At 66.6% G+C, this 18774-nt stretch carries 16 protein-coding genes, 2 tRNA genes and 2 pseudogenes; 7 read left to right on the forward strand and 13 right to left on the reverse strand.

Annotation, left to right across the window (positions count from 1 at the left end; all coding sequences use genetic code 11):
- Together F3J20_RS31930 and F3J20_RS30350 are read left to right on the forward strand one after the other, a co-directional pair.
- Positions 1 to 220: pseudogene (locus tag F3J20_RS31930) on the forward strand (hypothetical protein); the annotation flags it as partial.
- Positions 221 to 245: 25 nt separating this feature from the next.
- A complete protein-coding gene (locus tag F3J20_RS30350) occupies positions 246 to 2414 on the forward strand; it encodes an ATP-dependent helicase (RefSeq protein ID WP_167285706.1) in 2169 nt (722 codons plus the stop codon).
- A 172-nt stretch (positions 2415 to 2586) separates the two neighbouring features.
- Here F3J20_RS30350 and F3J20_RS30355 read toward each other — a convergent pair whose 3' ends face one another.
- From F3J20_RS30355 to fdxA, 8 genes are all read right to left on the reverse strand, one after another.
- Positions 2587 to 3360 carry a DUF4088 family protein gene (locus F3J20_RS30355; RefSeq protein WP_167285707.1) on the reverse strand — a complete coding sequence of 258 codons (774 nt, stop codon included), beginning with the start codon at positions 3358 to 3360 and terminating at the stop codon, positions 2587 to 2589.
- 294 nt (positions 3361 to 3654) lie between these two features.
- On the reverse strand, positions 3655 to 3978 hold the full coding sequence (locus F3J20_RS30360; RefSeq protein ID WP_167285708.1) for an AzlD domain-containing protein: 324 nt from the start codon (positions 3976 to 3978) through the stop codon (positions 3655 to 3657).
- A complete protein-coding gene (locus tag F3J20_RS30365; protein ID WP_167285709.1) occupies positions 3975 to 4736 on the reverse strand; it encodes an AzlC family ABC transporter permease in 762 nt (253 codons plus the stop codon). Before F3J20_RS30365 ends, F3J20_RS30360 begins: the two co-directional genes overlap by 4 nt.
- A gap of 313 nt (positions 4737 to 5049) precedes the next feature.
- Positions 5050 to 5892, reverse strand: a complete 843-nt coding sequence (locus F3J20_RS30370; RefSeq protein WP_167042902.1) for an AraC family transcriptional regulator — start codon at positions 5890 to 5892, stop codon at positions 5050 to 5052.
- 202 nt (positions 5893 to 6094) lie between these two features.
- The gene (locus tag F3J20_RS30375) at positions 6095 to 6571 is read right to left on the reverse strand and encodes a CreA family protein (RefSeq protein WP_167042904.1); all 477 of its coding nucleotides are present in this window, start codon (positions 6569 to 6571) and stop codon (positions 6095 to 6097) included.
- Positions 6572 to 6836: 265 nt separating this feature from the next.
- Positions 6837 to 6912: transfer RNA gene (locus F3J20_RS30380), tRNA-Asn, on the reverse strand.
- 62 nt (positions 6913 to 6974) lie between these two features.
- Positions 6975 to 7050, reverse strand: a tRNA-Asn gene (locus tag F3J20_RS30385).
- A 112-nt stretch (positions 7051 to 7162) separates the two neighbouring features.
- Complete coding sequence (fdxA, locus tag F3J20_RS30390) at positions 7163 to 7486, reverse strand: ferredoxin FdxA (RefSeq protein WP_062127873.1); 324 nt, start codon at positions 7484 to 7486, stop codon at positions 7163 to 7165.
- A gap of 272 nt (positions 7487 to 7758) precedes the next feature.
- Here fdxA and pncB point away from each other — a divergent pair, with 272 nt between their 5' ends.
- The 5 genes from pncB to rmuC all read left to right on the forward strand — a co-directional run bounded on the left by pncB (position 7759) and on the right by rmuC (position 13886).
- A complete protein-coding gene (gene pncB, locus F3J20_RS30395; RefSeq protein WP_167042906.1) occupies positions 7759 to 8955 on the forward strand; it encodes a nicotinate phosphoribosyltransferase in 1197 nt (398 codons plus the stop codon).
- 249 nt (positions 8956 to 9204) lie between these two features.
- Positions 9205 to 9867: a lactate utilization protein C gene (locus F3J20_RS30400; RefSeq protein WP_167042908.1), complete on the forward strand. Its 663-nt coding sequence runs from the start codon at positions 9205 to 9207 to the stop codon at positions 9865 to 9867.
- Between the two features lie 148 nt (positions 9868 to 10015).
- On the forward strand, positions 10016 to 11404 hold the full coding sequence (locus F3J20_RS30405) for a sodium:proton antiporter (protein ID WP_167285712.1): 1389 nt from the start codon (positions 10016 to 10018) through the stop codon (positions 11402 to 11404).
- A gap of 47 nt (positions 11405 to 11451) precedes the next feature.
- Entirely contained in the window at positions 11452 to 12441 is a 990-nt protein-coding gene (locus tag F3J20_RS30410) for a D-glycerate dehydrogenase (protein ID WP_167042910.1), read from the forward strand.
- Positions 12438 to 13886 (forward strand): DNA recombination protein RmuC, encoded by a 1449-nt coding sequence (rmuC, locus tag F3J20_RS30415; RefSeq protein ID WP_167285710.1) that lies wholly within the window; start codon positions 12438 to 12440, stop codon positions 13884 to 13886. The genes F3J20_RS30410 and rmuC overlap by 4 nt, the downstream gene beginning before the upstream one ends.
- Before the next feature lie 48 nt (positions 13887 to 13934).
- Here the strand turns inward: rmuC and F3J20_RS30420 are convergent, their stop codons facing one another.
- From F3J20_RS30420 to F3J20_RS30440, 5 genes and pseudogenes are all read right to left on the reverse strand, one after another.
- Positions 13935 to 14210 carry a hypothetical protein gene (locus F3J20_RS30420; protein WP_167042915.1) on the reverse strand — a complete coding sequence of 92 codons (276 nt, stop codon included), beginning with the start codon at positions 14208 to 14210 and terminating at the stop codon, positions 13935 to 13937.
- Positions 14211 to 14282: 72 nt separating this feature from the next.
- Positions 14283 to 15587, reverse strand: a complete 1305-nt coding sequence (glp, locus tag F3J20_RS30425; protein WP_167042917.1) for a gephyrin-like molybdotransferase Glp — start codon at positions 15585 to 15587, stop codon at positions 14283 to 14285.
- A 61-nt stretch (positions 15588 to 15648) separates the two neighbouring features.
- Positions 15649 to 16275, reverse strand: a complete 627-nt coding sequence (mobA, locus tag F3J20_RS30430; protein ID WP_167285711.1) for a molybdenum cofactor guanylyltransferase MobA — start codon at positions 16273 to 16275, stop codon at positions 15649 to 15651.
- An 11-nt stretch (positions 16276 to 16286) separates the two neighbouring features.
- On the reverse strand, positions 16287 to 17396 hold the full coding sequence (gene moaA / locus F3J20_RS30435; RefSeq protein WP_167042921.1) for a GTP 3',8-cyclase MoaA: 1110 nt from the start codon (positions 17394 to 17396) through the stop codon (positions 16287 to 16289).
- A 198-nt stretch (positions 17397 to 17594) separates the two neighbouring features.
- A pseudogene (locus tag F3J20_RS30440) lies at positions 17595 to 18774 on the reverse strand (ribonuclease E/G); the annotation flags it as partial.

The raw sequence follows: 18774 nt of genomic DNA on the forward strand, positions 1-18774 counted from the left end.
ACCGGCAACCGGCAACCGGCAACCGGCAACCGGCAACCGGCAACCGGCAACCGGCAACCGGCAACCGGCAACCGGCAACCGGCAACCGGCAACCGGCAACCGGCAACCGGCAACCGGCAACCGGCAAGCCGCGCGCCGGTTGCGGCACACCCAGACCCGGCAAAAAAGGGCGCTTGTCGCGAGCAGTTGTATGGATATACAGTATGCGTCGCCATCCTGAATCCATCCAACGCACGAACCGCTCAGTGTCCACCGTCGCCGAATCCGCTCCGCCGTTCGATACCGCCGCCTGGCTCGCGAAGCTCAACGACGCGCAGCGCGAAGCCGTCGAATACGGGGCCGACACGCCGAACGCGCCACCCGGCGCATTGCTCGTGATCGCGGGCGCCGGCTCGGGCAAGACCAACACGCTTGCGCATCGCGTCGCCAATCTGGTGCTGAAGGGCGCCGATCCGCACCGCATCCTGCTGCTGACCTTTTCGCGCCGCGCGGCGCTCGAGATGACGCGCCGCGTCACGCGCATCACGGCCGCGGCGGCCAGCACGAGCGGCGTGGGCGCCGCGCTCGCGCAAGGGCTCACGTGGTCGGGCACGTTTCACAGCGTCGGCGCGCGGTTCCTGCGCGAATACGCCGATCTGATCGGCCTCTCGCCCGCCTTCACGATCAACGATCGCGAAGATTCCGCCGACCTGATGAACCTCGTGCGCCATGAACTGGGGCTGTCCGCGAAAGAGCGGCGCTTCCCGGCCAAGGGCACGTGTTTCGCGATCTATTCGCGCGTCGTGAATACCGGCGCCTCGCTCGGCCAGGTGCTCGAGAGCGCGTTTCCGTGGTGCCGCGAATGGGAGGACGATCTGCGCCGGCTGTTTGCCGCCTACGTCGACGCGAAGCAGAAGCAGAGCGTGCTCGATTATGACGATCTGCTGCTCTACTGGTCGCACATCGCCGCCGAGCCGGCCATCGCCGCCGATCTGTCGGCGCGTTTCGATCACGTGTTTGTCGACGAATATCAGGACACCAACCGCCTGCAGGCGTCGATCCTGCTCGCGCTGAAACCCGACGGCCGCGGCCTCACGGTGGTCGGCGACGACGCGCAATCGATCTACTCGTTTCGCGGCGCGACCGTGCGCAACATCCTCGATTTTCCGCAGCAGTTCGACCCGCCCGCGCGCCAGGTCACGCTGGAGCGCAACTACCGCTCGACCGCGCCGATTCTCGCCGCCTCGAACGCGGTGATCGAACTCGCGAGCGAGCGCTACACGAAAAATCTCTGGACCGACAAGGCATCGGCGCAGCGTCCGCGCCTCGTCACGGTTGCCGACGAAGCCGCGCAGGCACGCTACGTCGTTGAACAGGTGCTGGAGGCGCGCGAGCAGGGCGTCAAGCTCAAGTCGCAGGCGGTGCTGTTTCGCGCGGCGCATCACAGCGCCGCGCTCGAGATCGAGCTGACCCGCCGCAATATTCCGTTCGTCAAATTCGGCGGGCTCAAATTTCTCGACTCGGTGCATGTGAAGGACGTGCTCGCGGTGCTGCGCTGGGCCGAGAATCCGCGTGACCGCGTGGCCGGTTTTCGGGTCGTGCAACTGCTGCCGGGCGTGGGGCCAGCGACCGCGGCGAAGCTGCTCGACGACATCGCGGCGCGCGTTGGCACCGGCATGAGCATAGGCGAGGGTGATCCGGCCGCGCCGGCCGGCGGCGCGCTCGCTGCGCTGGCCGCCGGGTTCAGCGCGCCGGCGCGGGCGCAGGAGGACTGGCATCCGTTCGTCAAGCTGATGTCGAGCGTGTACGGTCGGCAGACGCCGTGGCCCGCCGAATTCGAAATGGTGCGGCGCTGGTACGAACCGCATCTCGAACGCAATCACGAAGATGCCGCGATCCGTCACGCGGATGTCTTGCAGATGGAGAGCATCGCCGGCACGTATCCGTCGCGCGAGCGCTTTCTGACCGAGCTGACGCTCGATCCGCCCGACGCGACCAGTGACGAATCCGGCGTGCCGCTGCTGGACGAGGACTACCTGATCCTGTCGACGATCCATTCGGCGAAGGGGCAGGAGTGGCGCAACGTGTTCGTGCTGAACGGCGTCGACGGCTGCATTCCGTCCGATCTCGGTACCGGCAGCGACGAGGATATCGACGAGGAGCGGCGCCTGCTCTACGTGGCGATGACGCGCGCGAAGGAGGACCTGCACATCGTCGTGCCGCAGCGCTTTTACGTGCATAACCAGACCCATCTCGGCGACCGCCACGTGTGGGCATCGCGCACGCGCTTCATCGCCACGCCGATGCTGCCGCTGTTCGACGCCTATGCGTGGCCGCGCGTGCCGGTCGCGCGCGCGCCGAGTGCGGCGGGGCTCGCCGCCGCTGCGCAGGCGAAGATCGAGATTGCGGCGAAACTCAGGAAGATGTGGGATTGAGTGCGGCGCGCCGGGAGCAAGGCACGGCGTCTCGGAGCGGGATGAACGAATTCGGCGATGACGCCATTGTGCGTGTGTCTCGCAGTGCTGCTGCTGCGCCGCGACGGCGGATGGCCACCGTTGCCCGGTCTTGCCGCCGCGCGGCGCGAACCCCGCGAACCCCGCGCGCCGCCTAGCGCGACTGCCGCTGCTGTTGCTGCTGCGGTGCCACCGGGCGCGGCGGCACGAAGAAGTTGCGCAGCCACGCGGCGAGCCGCGAGAACACGTCGTCCGGTTCCTCGACGAAAATCTCGGGCTTGAGCAGGCGCAGGTATTCCATGATCTGCTGCGCTTCCTGCTTCTGGAACGTGCCGTGCGCAAGGCCGAGGCGCAGGAGTCCGCGCAGCTCGCCGAGTTTTTCGCGCGCGGTGCTGCCCGTGCTCGTCTCGCACGCGACCTTCGCCTCGTAGACGCGCTGACGCAGCGATTCGACGAGCCGCCAGGCCGGCGTTTGCATTACCTCTTCGAGCGCCTGGATGTCCTGTGCCGCGCTCCTGATCTGCGCGGCGAGCGGATCGACGAGCGTCGCGTCGCCTTCCGCTTCCTTGACGATCGCGGCCGCCCAGTCGCGGCATTGCTTCGCCAGTTCCTCGGGCGTCCATTCCGAGCGCGCGGCGAAGCCGAAGCCGAACTCGCCCGCCTGGCGCATCAGAATTGCGACGACGTCGGGAAACTCCTTGTCGAGCGTGCGCTTGGCCCACGCGTATTGGCCGCCCTGGAGCATCCGCTGCACCGCGTGTTCGGTTAGCGGCACCATGTTGTCGAGCAGCTTCGCGCGCAAAAAGTCCTCGAACGACGGCGTCGCGAACTGCGGATCGAGTTTCAGCGAGACCCGCAGAAACGCCTCGAAGTCTTTGCGCAGCGACGTGACGGTCTCGTCCTTGAGCTTGAGGGTGATTTGACCCATGTGTTATCCCGTTTTCGTGCCGCGCGGTGCGCGTCGCGCCGCTCGCCGGCCGCACGCGGACCGGGGGCGATGCGACGCCGGCTGCCGGCGCGGCTGTTCCAGCCTGTTGCCGCGTCATCAGCGGGACGAATCCCGATGAGCGGACCTCGACTGCTTATCGGCGGAGTTGAGGGAAACTTGAGGGCGTGGGGCGTGGGGCGTGGGGCGTGAAGGAGTGAGAGCTGGCCCGGCGCGAACGCGGTACAGAGCCATCGCGCGGCCAGCATCAGCCGCGCGGTCGGGCCCGGAACGCGCTTACTTCAGCACGACGCACTGCCAGAGGAAGAACACGGCCAGCCCGACCGCGATGGTCAGCAGCGGCCGGCGCGTCGTCGCGCTGACGACGACGGCCGCCAGCGCCCCGACCAGCTGCGGATTGCGCCAGCTCAGCTCGGCATGGTTGCCGTGCGGCGAAACGGCCATCGGCACGATGATCGCGGTCAGCACGGTAACGGGCACGAAGCTGAGCGCGGTGCGCAGCAGCGGCGGGAATACGAGCCGGTCGCCGAGCACGAACACGGCGGCGCGGATCACCCACGTGATGGCGGCCATGCCGGCGATCAGAAGGACGTAGTTCATCGCGTGGCCTCCGCAGCGGTGCGCGAGCCGCGCAGGCTCAGGCGCGAACTCGACAGCAGCACGCCGACTGCAACGCCGGCGAAGACCGCGCCGAGCAGGCCGAGCTTGTACGGCCATGCCTGCCAGAAAAACGCCAGCGTGCCCGCCGTCGCGGCTGCCGCGATAAAGCGCAGTGCGACCAGTTGCGGCACGACGATCGCGATGAACGTCGCGACCATCGCGAAATCGAGTCCGAGCGCTTGCAGGCCCGGGAAGGCCGCGCCGAACAGCAGGCCGACGACGGTCCACAACTGCCAGTTCAGATACATCGCCGCGCCGGCACCGAAGAAATAATACGGACCGACCGTGCCCGGTTCGCGATGCCGGTAGTGCTCCCACGCGACCGCGAAGACTTCGTCGGTGAGCAGCGCGCCGAGCGCCCAGCGCCAGCGTTTGGGCAGATGCGCGACATGCGGTGCAAGCGTCGCGCTATACAGCACGTGACGCAGATTGACGACGAGCGTGGTCGCCCAGATCACGGCGAAACTCGCGTGTCCGGCGATCAGGCCGAGCGCGATGAACTGCGCGGAGCCGGCGAATACGATCAGCGACATCAACTGGCCGTGCCACAGATGCAGCGGGCCGGATGCGACGAGCGTGCCGAAAATGACGCCGAACGGCGCCGCGCCGACCAGCATCGGAATGATGTCGCGCGCGCCGGCGCTGAGTTCTTTGAGATGGCCTGGGCGAACGGGCTGGCCTTGGGGGGAATCGGTCAATCTGGCCTCCTTGATTGCGGAAGCATAGCGGGGAGCGGTGCGGTGGGCTTGTACGTTCTTGCTGCGGGGTCGTCGTTCGGGTTGTCTGTTCGGGGTGCTGTTCCCGTTGCGGGCGGGTGAGGGGATGGGCCAAGCAGGCCGATGGAGGCGCGGCAGGCCACCGCTTCGCGCCTGATTTTCCCTGCTCGAAGATTCGGCTATTAGCCATCTAGCCGGAAACGACGGGATCGACTTCGGCGCTGTTCGCCGGGCCGGTGCGGCTGTTTGCGCTACGGTCAGCGCGTGGGCTGCCCGGACGCCCCGCCCCGCGTGCTCAGGCTCCGCGCGCGGTTCCCTGCCACTGGCCGGGCGGCACGCCGAACATGCGGCGGAAGTGGCGCGTGAAATGACTCTGGTCGGTGAAGCCGCTCGCGGCGGCGACGTCCGTTACCGGGATGCCCGCGCGCAGCGGCGCGAGCGAGCGCTGCAGGCGCACCTGATTGCGCCACGCGTGCGGCGGCAAGCCGGTCGTTCGCGTGAAGAGGCGCGCCGCGTGAAACGGCGACAGCCCCGTCGCCTTCGCCACTTCCGCGAGCGGCACGGACTCGAGCAGGTCGCCAGCGAGGCGCTCCTGCATGAGCGCGACGCGCACGTCGTCGGTGGCGAGGCGCGCCGGCTCCGGCCGTGTCTGCGCATAGCGGACCAGCAGCGTGGACAGCGCGTCGAGCATCGCGGCCTCGGCGGCGAGTTCGTCGTCGCCCGCTTCGAGCAGGCGATGCGCGCACGCGAGCCGCATCGCGAGATCGGGATCGCGGATCACGCCGGGCGCGAACCACGGCAAGGCCTGCGGTTTGCCGCCGACTTCCGCGGCGAGATCGTGCATGAACTCGACCGGCGCATAGATCACGCGATACCGCCAGCCGGCCTCGACTGCCTTCGATCCCGTATGCAGTTCGCCCGGGTTGATGATGGGCACGCTGCCGGCCTCGGCAACATAATGCTCGCCGCGATACCGGTAGCATTCCGCGCCCGCGACGATCACCGGGATCGTGTACGCATCGTGCCAATGCGGCGCGAATTCGTGATCGCGATATTCGGCCGTGAGCAGGTCCGCGCCGGGCAGAAGCGGCGTGCGCCAGTAGCGGGCGGAATCGCGGAAGCGGTGGGTGGTGGTCATGACAAAAGTCCGGCTGGGCCGATCAGTGTAGCGCGTCGTGGGCATGTGCGGCGGCGGGCGCCGCTCGGGAGGGACATCACGCGGAGCGTGTCGGACGGCGAGGCAATATCGGGCGGCGGCACGCGCGATACGTCGCGGCAAGCCTTGCCGGGACGCACGCGCGCTGAGGTGTTGACCGTGGCCCTGCCACGCCTGTCGCCTGTCATTTGACGGGAATCGTGGTGCCGTTCGGCATCGGTACGGCACTGACGCTGTTTTTCGCGCTGCCGCTGACCACGCGATCGCTATAGGTCAGATAGACGAGCGCGTTGCGCTTCGTGTCGACCACGCGCACGACGTGCAGCGACTTGAAGATCAACGACATGCTCACCGAAAACACATCGTCCTTCTGCTTCACGGGACCGGTGAAATGCAGCGGCCCGACCTGGCGGCAGGCGATCGACGCCTCGGTCGGATCTTCGGCGAGACCGAGCGTGCCCTTGACGCCGCCCGTGCGCGCCCGCGACACATAGCAGGTAACGCCTTGCACGACGGGATCGTCGTAAGCCTCGACGACCACGCGGTCCGAACCGGTGATACGGAAATTCGTATTGACGCTGGCGACTTCTTCGCTGTGCGCCGAAGGCAGCAGCAGTACGCCGACGGCGGCGAGCGCGATGCGCAACGAGGTGGAGTTCATGGACATGCCCGGTTGAGTGCCTGGAGTGGAGCAGCGCGAGAATCGCGAGAGGAAATGCGAGAAATGCGCCGCGAAGCCGCCATCGTATAACGGCGCGCGGGCGGTGCCATGCAAACCTGCGTGCCGATGATTTGCGTCGGTGCGTTCGCGTTGCGTGCATGCGATCCTCAATACACGACGTGTGAAATCGTATCGTTGCGAGAAGGACGCGTAGCGTCGCTGCCAAAACAAAAAGGCCCGCACGGATGCGGGCCTTTCAAAATTTTGGCTCCTCGACCTGGGCTCGAACCAGGGACCTACGGATTAACAGTCCGGCGCTCTACCGACTGAGCTATCGAGGAACAGCAGTACAACTTGATCTACATAAAAAAACCCGTCTTGGTTAACGGGCTTTTGCAATTCTTGGCTCCTCGACCTGGGCTCGAACCAGGGACCTACGGATTAACAGTCCGGCGCTCTACCGACTGAGCTATCGAGGAACAGAACAACAACAGAGAAGCGAAATTGTAGAAGTAGCTTAAGTGCCTGTCAATACCCTGCGGTCATCTTGATAACAAATCCGAATTGGCAGGGTGGGTGACAGGTTGCCGCTTAGCGCGCGAGCAGCGCGAGCTTTTCCTTCACGTCCTTGAATTCGTCGGCTTCCGGCAGCGGTGCCTTGGTCTTCGTGATGCTCGGCCACGCCTTCGCCAGATCGGCGTTCAGCGCGATGAAGTCCTGCTGGTCGCCCGGCACGTCTTCTTCGGCATAGATGGCGTTCACCGGGCACTCGGCTACGCACACGGCGCAGTCGATGCATTCATCGGGGTCGATCGCGAGGAAGTTGGGACCTTCGCGAAAGCAGTCCACCGGGCACACATCGACACAGTCGGTATAGCGGCACTTGATGCAGCTTTCGGTCACAACGTGAGTCATTCAGGCAGCTCCTGCATACGGAATCAGGGAAGGCGCGGACGCCAAAAGGGGTATTGTAACGTAACGTCAAGAGGCGCATGAAGCATCGGGCCGTGCCTCTTATATGTTTTTGTGATTAGTTTATGGGGTGCCGCGGCGTGCCGTGCGAGAGCTTGCGACGCGCTGAATGCGAGCGCATCGGGTAACATGCGTCAGGCGCGCGACGTATGCGCGTTCGTTGCAAGGGTCGTGTGAGCCCTTTTCGTTTTTCCAGCGGTCCAGTTCGTACCATCATGATGATTACTTCGCTGCTCGATACCGATCTGTACAAGTTCACGATGATGCAGGTGGTCTTGCATCACTTTCCCGCCGCGAACGTGGAATACCGCTTCCGCTGCCGTACGCCGAATGTCGATCTCGTGCCGTATATCGACGAAATTCGCGGCGAGGTGCGCAAGCTCTGCGAACTGCGTTTCACCGACGACGAACTCGACTACCTGCGGCGCATGCGCTTCATCAAGGGCGACTTCATCGAGTTCCTCGCGCTGTTCCATCTGAACGAGAAGTACATTTCGATCACGCCGTCGCCGAAGGGCAATGGCGAAATCGACATCGACATCAAGGGGCCGTGGCTGCATACGATCCTCTTCGAGATTCCGGTACTCGCGATCGTCAACGAAGTCTATTTCCGCAACACGCAGCAGGAGCCGGACTACCGCGAAGGCCGCGGCCGTCTGCTCGACAAGATTCAACTGCTCGGCGCGCGCCCCGAATTCGCCGACTGCAAGATCGCCGACTACGGCACGCGCCGCCGCTTCTCGAGGCAATGGCACGAGGAAGTGATCCTCACGCTCAAGGACGGTCTCGGCGAGCAGTTCGCGGGCACGAGCAACGTGTTCTACGCGATGAAGCACAGCCTCACGCCGCTCGGCACGATGGCGCACGAATATCTCCAGGCTTGCCAGGCGCTCGGTCCGCGGCTGCGCGATTCGCAGATTTTCGGCTTCGAGATGTGGGCGAAGGAATATCGCGGCGACCTCGGTATCGCGCTGTCCGACGTGTACGGCATGCAGGCGTTCCTGCGCGACTTCGACATGTACTTCTGCAAGCTGTTCGACGGTGCGCGCCACGATTCCGGCGATCCGTTCGACTGGGGCGAGCGTCTGCTCAAGCACTACGAGGCCAATCGCTGCGACCCGCGCACGAAGATTCTCGTGTTCTCCGACGCGCTCGACATCCCGAAGGTGCTGCAACTCTACGAACGCTTCCGCGGCCGCTGCAAGCTCGCGTTCGGCGTCGGCACCAATCTGACCAACGACCTCGGCTATAACCCGCTGCAGATCGTCATCAAGATGGTCCGCTGCAACGGTCAGCCGGTTGCGAAACTGTCGGACTCGCCGGGCAAGAACATGTGCGAGGACAAGGCTTATCTCGCGTATCTGTGCCAGGTGTTCGGCATCACGCAGCCGGAGGAAGAGGCGGCGAAGTAACGCGTGATGCCGGGCAATGCCGTCCGGTTTGCGCTTCAGCCTGCTTTCCGACTTGTTTTGTTTCGGCTGACCTCCCGGCTGTCGTGCAGGTTCATGGGCGGCTTACGTTCATGTCCATACAGGTTCGGTGACCAGTGTCGCCGCACTCGCGACGCACGGCAATATGCCGTTCGGCCAGGGTGTTCGCGCGAGGGGTGGTCGGTATAATCCTCGCCATACCGCACGGCTGTCGACACGAGGACCTCGCTTATGGACACATCGATTGCCCGCCGCAACATCCTGGCGCGCATCCGCGCAGCGCAGGGACGCGAACCCGAGCCGAGCGCTGCCGAACGCGAGGCCGTGACGGATTACCTCGCACGCCATCCGGCCGGCCCGCGTCCGGAGATGTCCGGCGATCTGTGTGCGCGCTTCGTCGACGAAGCACAAAAAATGGCGACCACGGTCGACACCGTGCAGGCCCTCTCCGATGTCCCCGCCGCCGCGCATCGCTATCTGACGCAACACGGTTTGCCGCTGCGGGCCGTCGCCTGGCAAACGCTAGGCGATCTGCCATGGAGCGAAGCCGGCCTCGCCGTCGAATTCCGCAAACCTCAAGACAACGACGCCGTCGGTCTCACCGGCTGCTTCTGCGCGACCGCCGAAACCGGCACGCTCGTGCTGCTCTCGGGTCCGCAGACCTACGCATCGGCGGCGCTGCTGCCGGAAACGCACATCGCGATCGTGCCGGCTTCACGCATCGTCGCGGGTCATGAAGAGGCGTTCGGCCTGATCCGCAAGGAGCGCGGCGAGCTGCCGCGCGCCGTCAATTTCGTTTCGGGTCCTTCGCGCACGGGCGACATCGAACAGACTATCGTGCTCGGCGCGCACGGCCCTTATCGCGTGCATGCGATCGTCGTGCAGGGTGCCTGAGCGAAGCACGCGGCGGCGTTTCAGCGCGCGGGCGGCAGGTGCGGCACATGCGCTGCGCGTGGTAGAGGGCGCTGTCCGTCGTCACCGGCGCCACGGCGGCATGCAAGTGCCGCCGGTAAGGGCAGGCCAGTGGCTCGCTGTTGCATTGATGCTGGCGAGCTGGTCCAGTCCCACCCTGGCCGCGACCTTCGACGGGGCCGTGCTCTCCGCGTTTTGGGGCGTGCCGTTTGCTGGCGTGCTGCTCTCCATCGTGCTATTTCCGCTTGTCGCTCCGGCGTTCTGGCATCGCCATTTCGGCAAGGTCGCGGCGGCGTGGGCGCTGGCGTTTCTCGTGCCGTTTGCGCTGAGCTTCGGCGCGCACGAGGCGCTCGGCGCACTCGCTCATGCGCTGTTCGACGAGTACATCCCGTTCATCATCCTGTTGACCGCGCTTTATACGGTCGCGGGCGGCATCCGCGTGCGCGGCAATCTGCGCGGCACGCCGCGTCTGAACACCGCGATTCTGGCGCTCGGCACTGTGCTCGCGAGCGTGATGGGCACGACCGGCGCCGCGATGCTGCTGATCCGTCCGTTGCTGCGCGCGAACGACAATCGTCGTCACGTGGTTCATGTGGTCGTGTTCTTCATTTTCCTCGTGGCGAACGTGGGCGGCTCGCTGTCGCCGCTCGGCGACCCGCCGCTCTTTCTCGGCTTTCTCGAAGGCGTGAGTTTTTTCTGGACCACCACGCATCTCGCGCGGCCGATGCTGTTCGTGAGCGGCGTGCTGCTCGCGATCTTTTACGCGCTCGACTCGTACTACTTCCATCGGCGTGAGGATGCGCGGTCGCGCTGCTCCGAACCGTCGCCGCAAAGAGAGCGGAACGGCATCGACGGCAAGATAAATTTCGTGCTGCTCGCCGCGGCGATCGCGCTCGTGCTGATGAGCGGACTATGGCGTCCGCAAATCACGTTCGAGGTATTCGGCACGCACGTCGCGCTGCAGAACATCGTGCGCGACGTCGCGCTCGTCGGCGTCACGCTGCTGTCGCTCGCGCTGACGCCACGTGCGGCTCGCACGGGCAACGATTTCAACTGGGCGCCGATCGAGGAAGTGGCCAAGCTGTTCGCCGGCATCTTCGTGACGATCGTGCCGGTCATCGCGATGCTGCGCGCGGGGCAAGCCGGTGCGTTCGCGGGCCTCGTGCATCTCGTCAACGAGCCGTCCGGCGAGCCGCGCGACATCATGTATTTCTGGGCGACCGGTCTGCTATCTTCGTTCCTCGACAACGCGCCGACCTACCTCGTGTTCTTCAACCTCGCGGGCGGCGACGCGCAGACGCTGATGACGAGCGGCGCGACCACGCTAGCGGCGATTTCGGCCGGCGCGGTGTTCATGGGTGCGAACACGTATATCGGCAACGCGCCGAACTTCATGGTGAAGGCCATCGCGCAATCCCGCGGCGTGCGCATGCCGGGCTTCTTTGCGTATCTGGGCTGGTCGGGTGCGGTGCTGCTGCCGCTGTTCGCGCTGACCGGCTGGCTCTTTTTCAGACACTGATTTCGACGCCGAGGCGATTCCGCCCGACGCCCCTACGGAGACTTGCAATGCAGAAAATCCTCGTGGCCCGTTCGATCTTTCCCGACGTGATCGACAGGCTCAAACAATACTTCGACGTCGACGCGAACCAGGGTGACGTGCTGCCCGCCGACGAACTGAAGCGCCGTCTCGCGGACAAGGACGGCGCGCTGACCGCCGGCGAAATGATCGGCGCGGACGTGCTCGCGGCGGCGCCGCGTCTGCGCGTGGTGTCGAACATGGCGGTGGGCTACAACAACTTCGACATGGCCGCGTTCAACGCCGCGAACGTGCTCGGCACCAACACGCCGGACGTGCTCAACGAGTCGACCGCCGATTTCGGCTGGGCGCTGATGATGGCCGCGGCGCGCCGCATCGCCGAATCGGAGCACTGGCTGCGCGCGGGTCAATGGCAGAAGTGGAGCTACGACGGTTTCCTCGGCAGCGACCTGTACGGCTCGACGCTCGGCGTGGTCGGCATGGGCCGCATCGGCCAGGCGCTCGCGCGGCGTGCGAAAGGCTTCAACATGCGCGTGATCTATCACAACCGCTCGCGCGTCGCGCCTCAGATCGAGGCCGAGCTGAACGCGGAGTACGTGTCGAAGCAGGACCTGCTGCGGCGCGCCGATCACGTCGTGCTGGTGTTGCCGTACACGAAGGAAAACCATCACACGATCGGCGCGGCCGAACTCGCGCTCATGAAGCCGAGCGCGACGCTCACCAACATCGCGCGCGGCGGCATCGTCGACGATGCGGCGTTGGCGCAGGCGTTGCGTGAGAAGCGCATCGCGGCGGCCGGTCTCGACGTGTTCGAAGGCGAGCCGAACCTGAACCCGGCGCTGCTCGACGTGCCGAACGTCGTGCTGACCCCGCACATCGCCAGCGCCACCGAAGCGACGCGCCGCGCGATGGCGAATCTCGCCGCCGACAACCTCATCGCCGCGCTCGGCGAAGGGCCGCGCGCCGGTCAGCCGCCGAATCCGATCAATCCCGATGTGCTCGGCAAGGCGCGTTCATGACGATGATTCTGGTGGCGGCCGTCGCGGTGCTGGCGGTCGCTCTCGTGATCGCGCTCGCGTTGCTGCTGCGCGGGCGTGACCGCACGGAGCAGCACGAGCAGTTCGACATGCTGAACGAACGCGTCGATGCTGTCGTCGACGCGCAGGCGCATACCGCCGAGCGGCTCGAGCGGCAACTGCGCAACGACATCGCCGAGACGGCGCGCGTGTCGCGTAGCGAGCAAAGCGGCGGTTTTGCGCAGTTTCAGCAGACACTCGCCGCGCAGTTCGGCAGCATGGCGACGGTGCAGGGCGGCAAGATCGACGGCTTCGCGCAGCAGCTCGACGCCGTGCGGCACAGCCTGCAGGTGCAGGCGCAGCAGGCGCGCGACGAGCAGGGCCGCTCGCTCAAGCAGTTCGGCGACACGCTGAGCCTGCAACTCGGGCAGCTCACCGAGGCGAACGAGCGGCGCTTTGCCGAAGTGCGCGCGACCATCGAGCAGCGCCTGAAGGATATCGAGGCGAACAATGCGGCGCGGCTCGAGGAAATGCGCCGCACCGTCGACGAAAAGCTGCATGCGACGCTCGAGCAGCGCCTCGGCGAATCGTTCAAGCTCGTCTCCGACCGGCTCGAACAGGTGCATCGCGGCCTCGGCGAAATGCAAACGCTGGCGGCCGGCGTCGGCGATCTGAAGCGTGTGCTGACCAATGTGAAGACGCGCGGCACGTGGGGCGAGGTGCAGCTCGAAGCGTTGCTCGAACAGCTGCTTACCGCCGACCAATATGCGAAGAACGTCGCGACGGTGCCGAAGAGCGCGGATCGCGTCGAGTTCGCGATTCGCCTGCCGGGGCGTCCCGAGCCCGGCGGCGCGAATATGCCGGTATGGCTGCCGATCGACGCCAAATTTCCGCGTGAAGACTACGAGCGGCTGATCGAAGCGCAGGAGCGCGCCGACCCGGTGGCGGTGGAAGAAGCGTCGCGTGCGCTCGAAGCACGGATTCGCGCCGAGGCGCGCACGATCGCCGAGAAGTACGTGGCGCCGCCGCATACGACCGACTTCGCGCTGCTGTTTCTGCCCACTGAGGGTCTCTACGCGGAAGTGCTGCGCCGGCCGGGGCTCTCGGACCTGCTGCAGCGCGATTACCGCGTGACCATCGCGGGGCCGACCACGCTGACCGCGCTGCTCAACAGCCTGCAGATGGGCTTCCGCACGCTCGCCATCGAACAGCGTTCGAGCGAGGTGTGGCAGGTGCTCGGTGCGGTGAAAACGGAATTCGGTAAATTCGGCGACGTGCTCGCGAAGACGAAAGCGCAGCTCGAAACCGTCACGCGTTCGATCGAGGCCGCGGAAACGCGCACGCGCGTGATGAATCGCAAGCTGCGCGACGTCGAGGCGTTGCCTGGCGACGAGGCGAGCGGGTTGCTGGGAGAGGCGCTGTCGGGCGTGGAGCCCGACGAGCCATAACGGAGTTTTCGGATGCCGGCGCGAAGATTGCGCTGGCATCCGCCGGCATTACGCCTCTTCGGGCACGTCGGTCAGATGGATTTCGATGCCGCCGAAGCGCGACGCCACCCAGTTGTACGCGTGGCAGGCGATCCACAGCAGCACGAAGCCGAGAATCGCGTTCAGCAGCAGGGCGCTGAAGACCGTGCTCAGCTCGACCGAGCCGTAGCGCACGAACGCGACCACGACGCCGAGCAGCACGATCGGCACCGAGAACGTCAGGTACACGAGGATCAGCGCTTTGGCCGTCTGTCCAGGTGCGATGAACGAGATCTGTTTTTTCATGTAAGTCAAACCCGTGTGTCGTGATAGTCGTGTGGGTGAAGCCGCTGATGGTGTGCGCCGCGCCGGCCGGCGTCAGATAAGGCCGTCGAAGAGCATGATCGAAACGTGTTCTCCGGCGGCGATGTCGCCTTCGTCATGGCCGAGCACGATAAAGCAGTTCGCTTCGCTCATCGAGCTCAGCACGCCCGAGCTTTGCGAGCCGGTCGGGCTGACGTGCCAGTGGCCGTGAGCGTCCGGTGCGGCCACGCCGCGCTGGAATTCCGTGCGGCCCGGGCGCTTGCGCAGCACCTCGCGGCTCGTCGCGTGAATGACCGGCAGCGGCTGCGGCGTCGCGCCGGACATCAGCAGTAGCGCCTCGCGCACGATCTGATAGAACGTCACCATCACGGCGACCGGATTGCCCGGCAGGCCGAAGAATAGCGCGGGTTTGCCGAGCCCCGGTTGCGCGCCGGACCAGAGGCGGCCGAATGCGAGTGGCCGGCCGGGGCGCATCGCGAGGCTCCAGAACGCGACGTCGCCGAACGTCTGCAGCAGTTGCTTCGTGAAATCGGCTTCGCCGACCGATACGCCGCCCGAGGTCAGCACGACGTCGGCATTGGCCGCGGCGCTGTGCAGCGCCGCTTCGAGCGCGGCCGGTTCGTCGCGCACGACGCCGAGATCGAGCGCGTCCACGTTCAGGCGGCGCAGCATCGCAAACAGGGTGTAGCGGTTGCTGTCGTACACCGAGCCCGCATCGAGCGGCTCGCCGAGCGAGCGCAGTTCGTCGCCGGTCGAGAAGAACGCGACACGCAGACGCCGCCGCACGCTGACTTCGCCGATGCCGAGCGACGCCAGCAGGCCGAGGTCGGATGCGCGCACGATGCGCCCGGCGCGCAGCGCGACGTGGCCGCGCGCGAGGTCTTCGCCGGCAAGACGACGGTTCGCGCCGGCCGCGACCGCGCCGGCGGCGAAGCGGATCGAAGCGGCATCCGTGCTGTCGCGCTCCACCAGTTCCTGCGGCACGACGGTGTCGCAGTCGGCGGGAAGGCACGCGCCCGTCATGACGCGCACGCACTGGTTCGTTGCGACGCGGCCTGTGAACGGATGGCCGGCGAGCGCCTTGCCGGCCACCGTCAGCTCGACGTTCCCGGCGCCGCCGGCGAGCGCCGCGCGGTTGAATGCGTAGCCGTCCATGGCCGAATTGTCGTGCGCGGGGACGTCGATCGGCGAGACGATGTCGGTCGCGAGCACACGGTCGAGCGCATCGCGCAACGCCACGCGTTCGGCCGCCGCGACCGGCGTCGCCCACTGCCGGACAATCGCCTGAGCGGCCGAAACGGGTAGCGCGTGAGGATCGTACTGCGCGACGCAGCGGGAAAAGTCGTTGGGCGTGGTCATGAAGGGCTGGGCGGCGCGCCCGGAGAGGGGCGCGGCAATCGCCGTGCGGCCGGAGCGGAGGTCAGCCGGGGCCTCGATCACGTTCGAGGTCGGCGAGTTCTTGTAACGAGTTGGCATTGTAAAACGGGCGCTCGTCGGCAAAGGCGACTTCGACCGTCGTGTGGCGCGCGTACCACGCGCGCACCTTGCGTTCGCCGGCGGCCAGAAAGGCCGCGAGGTCGTCCGCGAGGGTGGTGCGCATGAGCGCGAACACGGGGTGCAGCGACGCCGCGCCGTGAGCGTCGAGGGTGGTGACGGTGACGATATCGGCCTGCTTTTCGTCCAACGCGTGCGCGAGGCGGGCGGCGAGGTCGGCGGGCAGCCACGGCGAATCGCAGGGCACGCTGAGCAGATACGCGGTGCCGGCGGTGCGCAGTCCGACAAGCATGCCGGCGAGCGGGCCGGGAAAGCCGGCGAGCGTGTCGGCGACGACCGTCGCGCGATAGGTGGCGCCGAGCGCGGCATAGATGTCGGGATGGCGGTTCGCGCTGATCAGCAGGGCAGCCGTTTGCGGTGCGAGGCGCCGCAGCACGTGCGCGGCGAGCGGTTTGCCATGCAGCATCTGCAGCCCCTTGTCGACCCCGCCCATGCGCGTGCCGCGGCCGCCCGCGAGCACGAGGCCGGTGATCTGTTCACGAGTGATTGACATGCGCCGGCCGCTCAGCCGCCGATGTAGGACATTTCGACGCGCCGTGCGGCCGGTTCGTCGAGCGAGGCCGGGTGGCTGCCGCGCAGTTGCGAATAGCGGTCGCCGCGGCCTTGCCAGATTTCGGCGATGGCGGTGGCGATCTCGGCGTCGCTCGCGCCGCCGCGCAGCAAGGCGCGCAAATCGTGGCCGGCCGACGCGAACAGGCACAGGTACAGCTTGCCTTCGGTCGACAGCCGCGCGCGCGTGCAATTGCCGCAAAACGCCCGCGTGACGCTCGAAATCACGCCGATCTCGCCGCCGCCGTCGACGTAGCCCCAGCGCTGCGCGGTTTCGGCGGCGCTATGCGCTTCGAGCGGCGCGAGCGGGAAGTGTTCGGCGATGCGCGTGACGACGTCGGCGGACGGCAGCACCTCGGTCATATTCCAGCCGTTCGAGGTGCCGACGTCCATGTATTCGATAAAGCGCAGCACTGTGCCCGTGTCTTTGAAATGGCGCGCCATCGGCACGATTTCGCCGTCGTTGGTGCCGCGTTTGACGACCATGTTGACCTTCACGGGCGCGAGCCCGACCGCCTGCGCCGCGGCAATGCCATCGAGCACGTCGGCGACTGCGAAATCGGCGTCGTTCATGCGGCGAAACAGCGTGTCGTCGAGCGCGTCGAGGCTGACGGTCACGCGGCCGAGTCCGGCGTCCTTGAGGCCGCGCGCCTTGCGCGCGAGCAGCGAGCCGTTGGTGGTCAGCGTGAGGTCGAGCGGACGGCCTGCCGGCGTGGTCAGGCGGGCGAGCCGTTCGATCAGGAATTCGAGGTTCTTGCGCAGGAGCGGCTCGCCGCCCGTCAGACGGATTTTCTCGACGCCATGCGCGACGAAGAGTTGCGCGAGCCGTTCGATCTCCTCGAAGCTCAGGAGCGCGCTGTGCGGCAGGAACGCGTAGTCCTTGTCGAACACCGCGCGCGGCATGCAGTAGACGCAGCGGAAATTGCAGCGATCCGTGACCGAGATGCGCAGATCGCGCAGCGGACGCGCGAGCGTATCGTGCAGCGCGCCGCTAGGCGTCTGCGCCGGGCCGGCGATAACCGGCGCCGAGCTGAGATCGGCAACGGGAATGATGCGTCGGGACATGAGGTGCTTCGTCGAATGCTTGAACGGACAGCGAATTATTCATTCTATCGGAAATGCTCGCGGCGACAGGCGTGCCACGGGGCTTGTCGGGGTATACGGGGAGCGGCATGCAGCCGTGCTTTTCGCTAGCGACGTTGCGGTCGTCCCCAAACGAAAAAAGCCCGCCGGTGAGGGCGGGCTTTTGCTGACAAGAGTAGCTTACTGCGGCTGCTTGACCGTTTCGACCTGCTGCATCGGCGTGCTGTCGACCGGCGGCAGCGGCTTGCGCTCGCGTGCCACGCGCGGCGGCTTGGCCGCCTGCGCTGCCATTTCCTGCGCGGCGCGCAGCTTGTCGGCGTCGGTGTTGACCCAGATCAGGCCAGCCTGTTCGAGGATCGGCTTCAGCGCGTCGGCCGATGCCGCACCACCGTGCGCCGGTGCCTGCTGCGGCGCGGGCTTGGCTGCCGGTTCGACGGCAGCCGGTTCCGCTGCGACGACCGGCTGCGGCTCGGCGACCTCGGCTTGCGGCGCCGGCTCGACGGCCGGTGCTGCTGCGACGGTAGCGGTAGCCGGCGCTGCCGTTTCGGCCTGAGCCGGGGCCGCTTGCGGTTCCACCTGCGGTTCCGTTCGCACTTCGGGCTGTGCCGCCGGTTGTGCTTCGGCAGCCGCTGCAACTACCGGTGCTTCAGCCTGAGCCGGCGCTTCGGTATGCGCGACCGGTTCAACCGGCGAAGCCGTTTCGCTCACGGCCGGTGCAGTCTGGGCTTCCGCCACGGGTGCTTCAGCGGGTGCTTCCGCGATTGCCTGCGGTGCAACCGGAGCCTGTTCGAGCGGCACGACCGTTTCGGTCTTCGCTGCGTTTTCCGCAGCCAGCGGCGTTTCGGCTGCCGCATGCAACTCGGTCACGACGACGCTTTCCGTCGCGACAGCGGCGACCACCACGTCGACCGGCGTCACGTTCTGCGTTTCGCTGACCGGCTGGGCGGCACGAATCGGCGCTTCGTCGCTCGTGGCGGCGGTTTCACCGACGGTTTCGCCTTCGCCTTCGGCTTCCGCGACATCCGCCGCGAGGTTGCCGTTCACGTCTTCTTCACGCTCACGACGACCACCGCGACGGCCGCGACGGCGACGACGACGCTCTTCGCCTTCACGCGCCACCGCTTCCTGATCGACCGGCGCACCGTTTTCGTCCGCGACGGCGCGGCTGATTGCCTGTTCGTCGGCAGCTTGCGCTTCGGTTTGCGTCAGCGCCGCGACGGCTTCCGCCTGCGGCTTGCGACGCTCGCCGCGTTCGGTGCGCTCACCCCGTTCGCGGCGCTCCTGGCGCTCACCGCGCGCCGCGCCTTCGACGGCTTCCGCGCGCTCGGCGCCACGGTTGTCGCGCTCGCGGCCCTCGCGC

Source organism: Paraburkholderia sp. Cy-641 (assembly GCF_011752945.1).
Classification (GTDB): Bacteria; Pseudomonadota; Gammaproteobacteria; order Burkholderiales; family Burkholderiaceae; genus Paraburkholderia.